The organism is Mesorhizobium shangrilense (assembly GCF_028826155.1).
In the GTDB taxonomy this organism is placed as follows: Bacteria; Pseudomonadota; Alphaproteobacteria; order Rhizobiales; family Rhizobiaceae; genus Arvimicrobium; species Arvimicrobium flavum.
On sequence record NZ_JAQGPN010000001.1, the window covers coordinates 4,638,953 to 4,651,852 of the forward strand.

Consider the following 12,900-nt stretch of genomic DNA (forward strand, 5'->3'; position numbering starts at 1 on the left):
TCAGAACCTGATCTTCAACGAGCCGGTGAAGGTTCGGCCCCAGCCCGGAATGCCGGCGTCGACCTCGAAGTACTCGTCGAACAGGTTGTAGGCGGCGATTTCCAGCTCGAAACGCTTATCGAATGGCTCCCAGGTGAGGAAGGCGTCGGCGGTCCAGTAGCTATCGAGGGGAACGGAGGTATCGTCGACGCGATTGCCGACATAGGTCGCGGCGAGCGTCGCCTTGATGTTGTGGTCGTTGACCCAGGTCACGCCAATGCGCCCCAGCGTTTCCGGCACGAAGGGCAGCGGCCCGCCGAAACCGATGCTGGCCGGATCGCGGTTTTCGGAATCCGCATAGGCGAAGGTTCCGAAGGCGCCGAAGCCGTGGGTGAGCCAGACGTTGACGGTCGCGCTCACACGGTCGATCCGCCCATCGCTCAGCGACACCTCCTGCAGCGAGAGAGGCACGGGGATGGAGAGATCGTGCCCTTGCTGGTGCTGGTAGTCGATGCTGGTGAAGACGTGGTCCGTCCACTGCGCCTCCCAGCGGGCGGCAAACGTGTCGGTGTAGCCGCCGATGTCGAGCGGCATCTGGTTCGATTGCAGGCCGACGATGCCGACGGGCGCGAATGAAACGGCATTGATCGGCCAGCCCTCGCGCATGTAGCCGGCGCGCAGCCAGTGGCCCTCGGCAGGTGTCCAGGCGAGGCCAAGGCGCGGCTCGAAGTCGAGCTCGTCGAAGCCCGAGCCCTGGATGTAGGTCGTGAACACGCCGGCCTCCGCCTTCAGCGTCGGCGTGAACTCGTAGACGGCGTCGGCATAGGCGCGGCCGACGTTCAGGCCGACGTCGTAGCCGTCCGTCGTGACGTTCTCGAGTATGGTGCCAGGCGCGAATACGAAGAGCTCGGACCGGCTCTGGTCCAGCGTCCCGCCTTCGACGCCATAGCGTAGCGTCAGGTCGCCTGTCCCGTAGGTGTGATTGAGCGCAGCGAGATAGGAGGTCTGATCGGTGTTGATCACCTCGCCGAATCCGAGGACGCCGACGTCGATCCCATCGGTCAGAACAAATCCGCCAGCTTCCACGCTATCGCGATTGAATCCCGACGCGAAGATGCCCGCATTGACGATATTGCGGTAGCCGAGCGTGTGACTCCAGGCCAGCCCGTAGTTGCCAGTCTTGTCCTCGACCTGTCGCGAGTAACCCGTACCAAGGAGGTCCGTTCCAGGTAAATAATCAAATGGGATCGACTGGGTGAGCGTGGTCTCGGCATTCAGCAGTTCGCCGTTGACGTCCTGCAGATTGAAGTACGCCACGATGCGGTCGTTCGGAGTCGGACTGGCTGTGAGGTAGCCGGTGCCAGCGGTGCTGTCGTCCTTCAGGTCGAACGAACTGCTTGAGAAGAGCGCATTCGGCCTCGGCGTCCGCGTTTGTTCCGAGTCGCTTGCGTTCACCTGGCCATAAAAGCTGATCGGGAACGGATAGGCCATGTAACCCTTGACGATGCCCTCGCCGGTCCAGCCGTCGGCCGCGCCGCCGATCGCCCCACCCTCGATCGAACCCTCCAGGAAAGGCCGGCGCAGCAGGTTGGCGCTGCGATCGCGGCCCGCAAGCATCTGCGGATCGAGCATCAGCCCCATCAGGAAGGGGCCGTAGGACTGGTTCGTTGACACCGGCTCGCCCATTTGGTTGCCGAACGTCCCGTCGAGCATGAAGGACGAGGGACTGCCGGCGACGCTCTGGTCGACGAGCGCCGACGCCGAGAACGGATCGAACACCACGTCGCCATAGTAGCGGCCCCAGGCATCGAGACCCTGCAGGCGGTAGGCTTCGTTGAGTGTCGAACCCTGGTCGCGGCTGGCGCTCACCGAGGCGTAGTCGCCGCCACGGGCGCGAGACCTTTTCAGCGCCTCCTGTGCGGAGCGGATGGCGCGATCGGAATCGTAGTCGTTGATGGCGATCGCTGTCGCAAAACTCGCGGTGGCGGGGTCGTTGGGGTCGAGGCGGTCGGCGTTCTCCAGCGCCTGTTCGGCCGGTTCGTAGTCGCCGCTCTCGTAGTAGCCGGCGGCAAGCAGCAGGAGCCCCTGGGAATAGGCCGGGTTGGCCGTGGAGCCGGCCAACAGGTCCTCCATGGCCTTGTCCATCTCGCCGGTTTTCAGATGGTAGAGACCCCTGGCGGTCAGTCCGATGTCGAAGGCCGGATCGCTCGCGATCGCCTTGTCGATTTCGACCTTCGCTGCCTTCAGCCGGTCCTGCTCCAGATACATGATGGCGAGGTTGGCGCGCGACACCGGATCTTCGGGATCGAGCTCGATCGCCCGTTTCAGCGCGGCTTCCGCTTCGCGTGACGCGCCGCGCGCGCTCAGCACCAGGCCGAGCGCATTCCAAATGCTGGTGGAGCCCGGCGCAATCTGCGAGGCCCGGGTCAAATCGTCGAGCGCGCCGCTGAGATCGCCCTCGATGCCGGCGCGGTAGTTAGCGCGCGCCTCGAGCGCCGTCGGGTCCTCCGGATCGAGGGCCAGCGCCCGCTCAACACCCTCCTTCACCTGCTCGCGATCATCCACTAGCAGGGCGAACTGCGCGCGAACGGCCGGCAGGGTGGGGTCGTTGGGAAAACGCTGCTCGGCGCGGCGGATCACTTCTATCGCCGCAGGAATGTCCTTCAGGAAGCCGGCGGTCCAGGCCTCGATCATAGCTCCGTAGGGTCCACCGTCAGCTCCGGCAGGCGGCCGTTCGACATGGTCCGGGTTGGCGAGAGAGCGCGCAAAATAGCCGCCATAGGCGGCCATGGCGCGGCGGCTGCCCGACAATCGCGGCCTGGCGCGTTCGAACAGGGCATTGGCTTCCGCATAGCGTCCCGCCGACGCCGCCATGAGGCCGTCGATCAGGTCGAGCCGCGCGCGCTGCGCGGCGGACAGTTTGGACCGGCGCGCCTGGTCTACGGCTTTGCGCGCCGCTTCGCGGCCGTCATAGGAGAGCGACACCTCGGCAAGCGACAGCCAGTCCTCGCCGCTGCGCGCACTGTCCGGTATCGCTCCGACGCGCGCCCGCTCGCGGCGCATGTCGGGGCTCGACAAAGGCGAGGCCGGCATGGCGCCGAAACTGCTGCGCAACGACAGGTAGAACAGCATCTGCTCGCGGTCGGCCGGGTCGACGATGATCGTCTTCGTCGGGGCCGAACCGATCGACGCGGACGCCGCCTCGCCGCGCGCCACGGTGACCGAGCCAAATTCATTGGAGAGCTCGACCAGCCCCTCCAGGACGATCAGCGAGGTGCGTCCGTCGGCGTCGACGCTCATCGTCCAGTCGGTGCCGCGGATCGCCGCCGCTGCGGCCGGCGTCTCCACAACCACGCCGTCGCCGCCGCGCTCGGCGCGGGCCCAGATCGTTCCCGACTGGAGCGCAAGGTGCGAATCCGCGGCGACGCCGATCGACTTCACCACCATGGTGGTGTTGCGGCCGAGGCGGACCTGCGTGTTGTCGGAAAAGAGGACGGCCAGGCTGCCCAGCGCATTGGTGCGCAACTCGTCGCCCGCGAGCAGGTCCTGGTGGATGTCGACCCCGCGCCAGGAGCTGACGTCGATGAAACGCACCTCCTCGCCCGTCTTGCGCGCGATCACCGATCCTGCAGCCGGACTTGCCCGGGAAACGGGCTCCGCCAAGGCGACAGAAGTCCACAGAAGCGCGACGGCTGCCGCGATTGACGCCACACCTTTACGCATGATGGATGTCGTTGAGTGCCCCTTTTGTCTCGCTTATGCTGTCAATTCGGGGAGGCGGTCAAGGTCACGGGGGCGCCCGCCCAAACCCCTTTGGATTTTGCGGCGGCGTTGTTGCATCACTCCCACACTCTCACCAGGGGATTACTGGAGGATCATGACAAGTGCAGATGAAGCGGAGATGTGCTCTCCGATAAAAGCAGACGAAGAACAGTACCTTGATCATCTGAAAAAGGTGAATGACGTCTTTTACGATCAAATTCGACTTGCGGACCAGAAAGCCGCCTACATTTTTACATTCACCCTTGCATTTGTCGTAACCTCGGCGGAGGGACGCGGCGTATTCAACATCACGCGCTATACGACGGGCAATATTCTTCCAAGCCTGTTTTCCGGCCTGCTTGCAACGGCGCTCATCATTTCGATGGTGTCCGCCATCACGGTGGTGCTGCCGCGGAAGGGAGCACGCCCGACGTCGCTCTACTGGGGCGGATGGAAAGAGAATCGCGAGACATTTCTCAAGGCGCATGGCTGCCTCGACGGCGGATACCTGTTCGCCCAGTATCTCGGCAACGTCGATGCGCTCGCCGCCATCAACAGATCGAAATACCGGTCGGTCAGCCTGGCCTTCCGCAGCCTGATCGTCTCGGTCGTCTCTTATGTCGGGCTGCTGGCGTCCTCATAGGAGGCGTCGGCTCTGTATTCCGGGGCCGCCTTCCCCCGGAAATGGGAGAAGGTGTTGTCGAATGCGACGGGCGGGGCTGAGCGACGCGGTCAGCCCCGCGAGCGGATCGCTAAGCCCAACCGGAGATCGACTTGACCTCCAGAAACTCCTCGATGCCCCAGCGGCCACCCTCGCGGGCGCGGCCCGATGCCTTGACACCGCCGAAGGGCGATCCGGCGCCGCGCGGCTGGCCGTTCATCTCGACCATGCCCGAGCGCAGCTGGCGCGCCAGCCGGTTGCGGCGCTCCCCGTCCTGGCTCTGCACGTAGTTGGTCAGGCCGTAGGGCGTGTCGTTGGCGATTTCCACCGCCTGATCCTCATTGTCGAACGGGATCATCGAGAGCACCGGCCCGAAGATCTCCTCGCGGGCGATCGTCATGTCGTTGGAGACGTCGGCGAAAACGGTCGGCTGCACGAAGTAGCCGCGGTTGAAGCCTTGCGGCCGTCCGGGACCGCCGGCGACCAGCCGTGCCCCTTCGCCGATGCCGGTTTCGATCAACCCCTGGATGCGCTCGTACTGCCTGGCTGAGACCACCGGACCGATATGCGGCCCGGCTTCGCTTGCCGGACCGACGCGGATCGATTCCGCTACCTGTCGCGCCGTCTCAACCGCGCGGCCATAGACGGAGCGTTCGACCAGCATGCGGGTCGGCGCGTTGCAACTCTGGCCGCTGTTGTTGAAGCACTGGCGCACGCCGCGCTCGACCGCCTTGTCGTCGGCATCGGCGAAGATCAGGTTCGCGCCCTTGCCGCCGAGTTCGAGCCCGACGCGCTTCAGCGTGTCGGCCGCACCCTTGCTGACCGAGATGCCGGCGCGCGTCGAGCCGGTGAAGCTGATCATGTCGACGTCCGGATGCGCGACCAGGCGCGAGCCTGCGCCAAGCCCGTCGCCGTTGACCAGATTGAAGACGCCTGCCGGCACGCCGGCGGCGTGGACGATCTCGGCGAAGACGATTGCCGACAGCGGCGACAGCTCCGACGGCTTCAGCACGACGGTGCAGCCGGCTAGCAGCGCGGCGACGACCTTGAGCGCGATCTGGCTGATCGGCCAGTTCCAAGGGGTGATGAGCCCCGCCACGCCGATCGGCTCCATGATGATGCGGTCGTTCGGCGCGTGGGAGCCGAGCGGCTGGACGAAATCGAAGTCCCGCATGGCAGCCAGGAAGTTCGCCATGTGGCGCGGCCCGGCTGCAGCCTGGGCGTTGCGGGCGAGATCGATGGGAGCGCCCATCTCCTGCGAGATCGCGCGCGCCATGTCGTCGATGCGCTCGAGATGGATTTCGCGCATGCGCTCCACAAGGGCGATCCGTTCCGCAGGGTCGGTCGCCGACCACGACGGGAAGGCCGCGCGGGCGGCTGCGACCGCAGCGTCCGTATCCCGATCATCCGCCAGCGCGACCACCCCGAAAGGCTCCTCGGTCGTGGCGTCGATGAGGATCTGCTCGGCGGTCGAATGCGCGGCCTGCCAGCGGCCGTCGATGTAAAACTGGCGCAATTCCAACATGCGGTATTTCCTTGTCTGCGAAGCGGCTCAGGCGTTGTCTTCGAGGATCATCTCGGCGCCCTTCCAGCCGATCATCATCGCCGCGGCGTTGGTGTTGCCGGAGATGATGTTGGGGAACACTGACGCATCGATGACGCGAAGTCCGTTCACGCCGTGGACCTTGAGCCGCGGCGAGACGACGCCGTCGGCGGCATCCGGCGCCATGCGGCAGGTGGAGACGGGATGGAACACCGTGCCGGCGCGGCTGCGGATGTCGGCGACGAGCTCATCGTTGCTCTGCAGCGACGAGCCGGGGCGCACCTCCTCGACGATGAAGGGAGCCATTGCCTTGGTTGCTGCCATGCGGCGCAGGAAGCGTACGCCCTCGAGCATCTCGGCGACGTCGTCGTCGTGCGAAAGCGCATTGGCGGTGATCCTCGGGGCGGCAAGCGGGTCGCGGGACGCAAGGCGTATCTCGCCGCGGCTCTTCGGCCGGCAGTTCGAGATGCCCATGGCGAAGCCGGGCCAGGGATCGATCTCGCGCACCGCACGCTCGCCCGGACGCGGCGGCACGGTCGAGCTGGCCTGGAAATAGATCTGCATGTTCGGCCGCGTCAACGCCGGATCTGTGCGCAGGAAGCCGCCGCCCTGGTTCAAGCTCATGGCGAGGGGACCAGTGCGCGTGAGCAGGTAGCGGGAGCCGATATAGGCCTTGCCCCACCACGGCCTCAGCAGGCGGTTGAGGGTCGGGATCCGCGACCGCCAGGCATAGTTCACGCTCTGATGGTCCTGCAGATGGGCGCCGACATTGTCGTTGGCGATAAGCGTCTCGATGCCCGTTTCGGCCAGCAGCCGCCCCGGGCCGATGCCGGACAATTGCAGAAGGTGCGGCGAATTGATCGATCCGGCGCTGATGATCACTTCCCGCCGCGCGCGAGCGGATGCGGGCTTGCCCTTGTGGAGATAGTCGACGCCGACCGCCCTGCCCTGCTCGATGAGGATGCGCGTGGCAACGGCATGTGTCTCCACGCGCACGTTGGGGCGCTTCGATGCCGGATGCAGGTAGGCGCGCGCCGCGGACACCCGACGGCCCTTGCTTATGTTCTGCTGGTAGATCCCCATGCCTTCCTGATCGGCGCCGTTGAAGTCGAGGTTTCGTGGCAGGCCCAGTTCGCAACCGGCTTCAATGAAGCGCATGGCCAGGGGATGGACGAACTTCGTGATGTCGCTGACGCGGACCGGACCGCCGGCGGCGCGCCACTCGTCGGCGCCCGCCGCATTGTCCTCAAGCGCCTTGAAGGCCGGCAGCACGTCGTCATAGCCCCAGCCGACATTGCCGGCGGCGCGCCAGTCGTCGAAATCGGTGCGGTGTCCGCGTATCCAGACCAGCGCGTTGATCGAGCTGGAGCCGCCCAGCACCTTGCCGCGCGGCCAGTGGCTGACGCGATTGGCGAGGCCGGGGTCGGGCTCGGTCCGGAAATTCCAGTTCACTTCGGGATTGGTGAAGCACTGGGCGTAGCCGAGCGGCATCTGGACATGGAAGCGCCGGTCGCTGCCGCCCGCCTCCAGCACGAGGACGGAATTGCGGCCGCTTGCAGAGAGGCGTTCGGCAACCACCGAACCGGCCGAGCCGGTGCCGATCACGATATAGTCGTATGTGGTCATCGAGACCGTTGCTCCTGCATGGCTGCGGGCGCGCCGGAGATCCGCATCAGGCGATCCGGACCAAGCTCGTCCAGCGAATTGATGCCGAGCAGCGCCATGTCGCGGTCGATTTCCTCGGCGAGCAGCCGGTGCGCATGGGCGACGCCCGCCTCGCCGGCGATTGCCGCCGCGAAGATGAAGGGACGGCCGAGGAACACGAAGGATGCTCCGAGCGCCACCGCCTTGAGCACGTCCGTCCCGCGGCGGAAACCGCTGTCCATCATGACCGGGATCGCGCCCGAAACGGCTTCGACGATCTCAGGGAGCACCCGCAGCGGCGACGGCATGCAATCGAGCTGGCGGCCGCCATGGTTGGACACGATGACGCCGTCCGCGCCGCGCTCGAGCGCGATGCGCGCATCGCCGGCGGTCATGATGCCCTTTATCACCAGCCTGCCGGCCCAGCGTCTGCGGATCAGATCGAAATGCGACCAGTCGAGATGGTCCCTGCCGGCCATGTGGCGGACGACGTTGCGCGCCACGATTGGCGGCCCGCGATCCACCGACGAGTTCTCGAAATGCGGCATGCCGTGCAGCGCGATCGTGCGCAGGAACGTCTTCACCGTCCAGCGCGGCCGCACGATGCCGTCCCAGGCCAGGCGCAGCGTCGGGTTGAGCGGCGCGGAGAACCCGTTGCGCACATTGTTCTCGCGGTTCGCGACCACCGGCATGTCCACGGTCAGAACGAGCGTGCCGAAGCCGGCCCGCTCCACGCGGTCCAGCAGCGCCAGGATCGTGTCCGGTTCGCCGGGGAGATAGGCCTGGAACCACGTGCTCGGCGCCTCCTTCACCACGTCCTCGAGGCGGATCAGCGACGCGCCGCTCATAATCATGGGGATGCCGGCGCGCGCGGCTCCACGCGCCATGGCGAGGTCGCCGCGATAGGCCGACAGCGCGCTGAAGCCGACCGGCGAGATGCCGAAGGGCGCGTTGTATTCGACCCCGAACAGGTGCGTCTTCTGGCTCCGCTTCGACACGTTGACCAGCGTGCGCGGCAGGAAGGCGTATTCCTCGAAAGCGGCGCGGTTGTCGCGGGCCGAAGCGCTCGTCTCGGAGGCACCCGCGATGTAGCCGAAGATTGGGCGCGGCAGATAGCCGTGCGCCAGCCTCTGGAAGTCGTCGAGGGCGAGCGCGCGCTTCAGGCGGCGCGCCGCGCCGCGGCTTGGCCGCGGCAAGGACTCATGCGATGTCGGCGAGGCGTTCATTCTGCCGGCATGGGTATGTCGTTGACGTGAAGCGGCACGTGATAGCCGCGCTGCACGGCTGGCCGTGCCGCGATCGACAGATACCAGCGCATCACATTGGGGAAGGCGCTGAGATCGATCCGCTGCCACTCGAAGCGGGAAACCCACGGCCAGATCGCAATATCCGCTATCGAATATTCGTCGGCAACGAACTCGCGGCCGTCAAGGCGGCGGTCCAGCACGCCGTAAAGGCGCCGAGCCTCCGTTGAGAAGCGCTCCTCGGCATAGGCCGAGACGCCCGGATTGTATTTGAGGAAATGGTGCGCCTGGCCGAGCATCGGGCCGAAGCCGCCCATTTGCCAGTTCAGCCATTCAAGCGTTCTTATCCGACCCTCGCCAGACGACGGGATGAGCCGTCCGGCCTTCTCGGCGAGATAGACGAGGATGGCCCCCGATTCCATCAGGGTCAGGCCGTTGTCGTGATCGACGATGGCGGGGATCTTGTTGTTCGGGCTGATCCGCAGGAAATCCGGCGCGAACTGTTCGTCCCGGGTGATATCGACAGCGATCGCCCTATACGGCAGCCCGAGTTCCTCGAGCAGGATCGAGACCTTGCGCCCGTTGGGCGTCGTCCAGGTGTAGAGATCGATCATGGCCGGCTCATCGGCTCCTTGCGACGTTGGCGCGGTGCTGCGGGAAACCCGCCGTCTCGAAGCAGACTTCGGCGAGTTGCGCGACACCTTCGCGGATGTCGTCCGCGCTGGGCAGCGCGAAGCACAGCCGCATGAGATTGCGGGCGTCCTCGGGATTGCAGGCCCACTCCGGCCCCGGGTTGAAGACGACGCCACGCTTGGCTGCCGGCGCGACCAGTGTGCGCACGTCGAAGCCGTCTGGAAACCTCAGCCACACGAAGATGCCGCCGGCCGGCCGCACGACGTCGACCGACGCGCCGAACTCGCTGTGGATCGCGTCGAGCATCACGTCCAGCTTGGACGAGAGCCCGTCGACGAGGCTGCGCACGTGCTCCCGATAGCCGCCTCGCAGGTATTCCGCGACCACCATCTGGTCAAGCGCGCCGGTGCCGCCGTCGCTCTTCAGGGCCGCGATCTGGCGCAGGATGGCCGGATCGGCCACGACGTAGCCGATGCGCAGCGCCGGCGCGAGCGTCTTGGAGAACGATCCTATGTGGATCACCGATTCCGGCGCCAGCGCACAAAGGGCCGGCGGCGCCTGCTCGGCGAACGTCAGCTCGGCATAGCATTCATCTTCGAAGATCGGAACGCGGTGATGGCGGGCGATCTCGACCAGCCGATGCCTGCGCTCCAAATCGAGGATGGTTCCGGTCGGGTTTTGGATCGTCGGGATGGTGTAGATGTATTTCGGTCTGACGCCCCGCCCGGCCATGGCCTCCAGCATGTCGCCCAGCCGCGCGACGTCCAGGCCGCCGGCGTCGAGCGGCGCGCCGGCCACTTCGGCGCCGAGCTTGCGCGCCTTGCCAAGCGCGCCAGAATAGGTGAACGCCTCTATGACGACGGTGTCGCCGGGTTCGACCAGCACGCCGTTGACGAGGTCAAGGCCCTGACCCGAGCCGGACGTGACGAGAATGCCGGCGCGCGAGACCTCGATGCTACGCGTCTCGGCGAGCTTGCGGGCAATCTCGTCGCGCAGTCCTTCGAAGCCGAAGGCCCCGTGGCCGAGATTGTAGAGTGCCATCGACTGCCCATTCGCCCTCAGCGCCGCCGCCGAGGCCTCCGCCAGCGCTTCGACCGGAATGGCGTCCGGGTCGTTGTGCCCGCCGATGAAGTTGAAGCGTGGCAGGCCGTTCCATACCGGCAGCGGATCGGGCAGACCGCTCCGGAAACGGACGGTCTGCTGGGCGGCGGCGGTGGGCTCGGGGGTCATGTCAGCGGATCTCGAAGATGTGTGCCGGTGGTTGCGGTCCCTACATGCCGATCTCGCGCCGCTTGCCGGTGCGGCCGTCGAAGACATGCAGATCGCTCGGATGGACGCCGAGATGGATCGTCTCGCCCGGCCTCACATCGGTGCGGCCACGGATCAGGACGCGCACGAGGTGGCCAGCGATGCGCGCCGTGATCTGCGTCTCCGAGCCGGTCGGCTCGACCACCGAGACGGTCGCCGGCCAGCCTTCCGCGCCAAGCGTGAAATGCTCGGGACGCACGCCGATCGTGAAGCGGCCGTCGCCAGGCACCGCGACGGGCAGCGCCAGGCGCTCGCCGCCGTCGAGCATGAGGTCGGTCCCGCCTTCGACGCCGCCTTCGAGGAAGTTCATCGGCGGCGAGCCGATGAAGGCCGCGACGAAGAGGCTCTTGGGCTTGTCGTAGAGCTCGAGGGGGCGACCCTCCTGCTCGACCTTGCCGCCGTTCATGACGACGACGCGGTCGGCGAGCGTCATCGCCTCGATCTGGTCGTGCGTCACGTAGACGGTGGTCGTCTGCAGACGCTGGTGCAGTTCCTTCAGCTCCGAACGCATCTCGCCGCGCAGCTTGGCGTCGAGATTGGAGAGCGGCTCGTCGAACAGGAAAACATTCGGCTGGCGGACGATGGCGCGGCCCATGGCGACGCGCTGCCGCTGGCCACCCGAAAGCGCGCGCGGCTTGCGCTCCAGCAGCTGTTCGAGGCCGAGGATACGCGCAGCCTCCGCGACGCGCTTCTGGATCTCCGCCTTCGGCGTGCGCCGCTGGCGCAGCGCGAAGCCCATGTTGTCGCGCACGTTCATGTGCGGATAGAGCGCGTAGTTCTGGAAGACCATCGCGATGTCGCGATCCTTCGGCGCGACGTCGTTGACGACGCGGTCGCCGATGGCGATCTCGCCGTCCGAAATTTCCTCCAGTCCCGCGATCATCCGCAGAAGAGTCGATTTTCCGCAGCCGGACGGACCCACCAGCGCCACGAACTCGCCGTCCGGGATATGGACGGAAACCCCGTGGATGACCTCATGGTTCGAATACGACTTGCGGACATCCCTGATGTCGACTGTGCTCATCGCCGCTTTCCTTCTAGCTCTGACCAGGCGCAACGGATGCGCCGGAGTTCCTGTCCTGCTTTGCTCTGCTCACCACTTGCGATGCACTTCCTCGGCCCAGCCGAAGATGCGCTCCACCGGAATCCGCTCGCCGCTCTCGCTGACCACCGAGCCGTCGAACCAGCCGAAGACCTGGTGTTCCTTGCTGCACACGATCAGCCGGTCGAAATTCGAGTAGCGGTCGTAGACCGGCGTGAATTTGAGATCGACGCGGTCGCCGCGGATCGTCCACGGCTTCATCCAGTCGGCGCGGTCGTAGGTCCACTCCAGTTCCTGGCTGATCTTCTCGACGCGCTTGTCGATGCGCAGCGAGTTCTCGGTCGACGGCGTGCCGTCCGTCCACTTCGCGCCGAACTGCAGCCCGATCTCGCGTCCGCGCGAGACGCCGCTGCCCGACGCCCAGTTCCAGACGATCGAATAGGGCCAGCGGCCGCGACCATGATCGAGCGTCGCATAGGCGTTGGACAGCTCGTAGGTGCGGCCGTCCGCACGGACCGTCCCAGTGGCCGGCATGCAGTTGTCCTTGCGCGTGTACTGGAAGCGCTTGTTGTCCCATGGGACGACGACGCACATGCACTCGTGCCCGGGTTCCTCGAACGCCTGGATGGCCACCTCCATCCGCGCCGTCTTCGCCCTGAGCAGCGTGCCCTCGGCGTTCGGCTCCATGGAGATGCGCATCTTGTCGCCGGTTCCGGTCAACGGGCCGCTGCCCGACCGCTCCGGCATCGGCGTTACCTTGCCCCGCGGCAGCCAATGGATCTCGGCCTCCGAAAACGTCTCCATGGTCTTCAGGTCGAGGAAGAAGGCGGCGAGCGTAACGCGGTAGTCGCCATGCGAGATGTTGATCGCCACGACGAAATCGGGCGACGTCACGCACCAGTATTCGAAACGCTTGTTGCGTCCCCAGCCCTTGAGATTGGCGGTGTGCAGCGGCGTGCGCGACCAGCCGACCGCCGCCGGGTTCAGCGTGCCGTCCGGCCGACAAAGATCGACGGGCGCAGTGATCTCGCGCTCCGTCTTGCGGATTCCGCCTACCATTTACGATGTACCTCTTCCGGAAAAC

General features: G+C 66.1%; 9 protein-coding genes. 1 reads left to right on the forward strand and 8 read right to left on the reverse strand.

Annotated elements, in window-relative coordinates; translation table 11 throughout:
- Positions 1 to 3,702 (reverse strand): tetratricopeptide repeat protein, encoded by a 3,702-nt coding sequence (locus PD284_RS22370; protein WP_274630319.1) that lies wholly within the window; start codon positions 3,700 to 3,702, stop codon positions 1 to 3.
- A gap of 154 nt (positions 3,703 to 3,856) precedes the next feature.
- On the opposite strand from PD284_RS22370, the gene PD284_RS22375 reads away from it, so the two are divergent.
- Positions 3,857 to 4,384, forward strand: coding sequence for a Pycsar system effector family protein (locus tag PD284_RS22375; protein ID WP_274630320.1), 528 nt, complete (start codon positions 3,857 to 3,859; stop codon positions 4,382 to 4,384).
- Between the two features lie 109 nt (positions 4,385 to 4,493).
- On the opposite strand, the gene PD284_RS22380 is transcribed toward PD284_RS22375, so the two are convergent.
- From PD284_RS22380 to PD284_RS22410, 7 genes are all read right to left on the reverse strand, one after another.
- The gene (locus PD284_RS22380; RefSeq protein WP_274630321.1) at positions 4,494 to 5,927 is read right to left on the reverse strand and encodes an aldehyde dehydrogenase family protein; all 1,434 of its coding nucleotides are present in this window, start codon (positions 5,925 to 5,927) and stop codon (positions 4,494 to 4,496) included.
- Positions 5,928 to 5,954: 27 nt separating this feature from the next.
- Positions 5,955 to 7,571 (reverse strand): GMC family oxidoreductase, encoded by a 1,617-nt coding sequence (locus tag PD284_RS22385; protein ID WP_274630322.1) that lies wholly within the window; start codon positions 7,569 to 7,571, stop codon positions 5,955 to 5,957.
- Positions 7,568 to 8,815, reverse strand: a complete 1,248-nt coding sequence (locus tag PD284_RS22390) for an alpha-hydroxy acid oxidase (protein ID WP_411956244.1) — start codon at positions 8,813 to 8,815, stop codon at positions 7,568 to 7,570. Before PD284_RS22390 ends, PD284_RS22385 begins: the two co-directional genes overlap by 4 nt.
- The gene (locus PD284_RS22395) at positions 8,812 to 9,447 is read right to left on the reverse strand and encodes a glutathione S-transferase family protein (RefSeq protein ID WP_274630324.1); all 636 of its coding nucleotides are present in this window, start codon (positions 9,445 to 9,447) and stop codon (positions 8,812 to 8,814) included. The genes PD284_RS22390 and PD284_RS22395 overlap by 4 nt, the downstream gene beginning before the upstream one ends.
- 7 nt (positions 9,448 to 9,454) lie before the next feature.
- Positions 9,455 to 10,696 (reverse strand): aminotransferase-like domain-containing protein, encoded by a 1,242-nt coding sequence (locus PD284_RS22400; protein ID WP_274630325.1) that lies wholly within the window; start codon positions 10,694 to 10,696, stop codon positions 9,455 to 9,457.
- Positions 10,697 to 10,736: 40 nt separating this feature from the next.
- The gene (locus PD284_RS22405) at positions 10,737 to 11,798 is read right to left on the reverse strand and encodes an ABC transporter ATP-binding protein (RefSeq protein WP_274630326.1); all 1,062 of its coding nucleotides are present in this window, start codon (positions 11,796 to 11,798) and stop codon (positions 10,737 to 10,739) included.
- A gap of 69 nt (positions 11,799 to 11,867) precedes the next feature.
- Complete coding sequence (locus tag PD284_RS22410) at positions 11,868 to 12,875, reverse strand: DUF2804 domain-containing protein (RefSeq protein WP_274630327.1); 1,008 nt, start codon at positions 12,873 to 12,875, stop codon at positions 11,868 to 11,870.
- Positions 12,876 to 12,900: the final 25 nt, after the last annotated feature.

Coding starts and splice junctions, on each gene's coding strand:
- PD284_RS22370 (WP_274630319.1), bottom strand. CDS start 3,702: ATGCGTAAAGGTGTGGCGTCAATCGCGGCAGCCGTCGCGCTTCTGTGG.
- PD284_RS22375 (WP_274630320.1), top strand. CDS start 3,857: ATGACAAGTGCAGATGAAGCGGAGATGTGCTCTCCGATAAAAGCAGAC.
- PD284_RS22380 (WP_274630321.1), bottom strand. CDS start 5,927: ATGTTGGAATTGCGCCAGTTTTACATCGACGGCCGCTGGCAGGCCGCG.
- PD284_RS22385 (WP_274630322.1), bottom strand. CDS start 7,571: ATGACCACATACGACTATATCGTGATCGGCACCGGCTCGGCCGGTTCG.
- PD284_RS22390 (WP_411956244.1), bottom strand. CDS start 8,815: ATGAACGCCTCGCCGACATCGCATGAGTCCTTGCCGCGGCCAAGCCGC.
- PD284_RS22395 (WP_274630324.1), bottom strand. CDS start 9,447: ATGATCGATCTCTACACCTGGACGACGCCCAACGGGCGCAAGGTCTCG.
- PD284_RS22400 (WP_274630325.1), bottom strand. CDS start 10,696: ATGACCCCCGAGCCCACCGCCGCCGCCCAGCAGACCGTCCGTTTCCGG.
- PD284_RS22405 (WP_274630326.1), bottom strand. CDS start 11,798: ATGAGCACAGTCGACATCAGGGATGTCCGCAAGTCGTATTCGAACCAT.
- PD284_RS22410 (WP_274630327.1), bottom strand. CDS start 12,875: ATGGTAGGCGGAATCCGCAAGACGGAGCGCGAGATCACTGCGCCCGTC.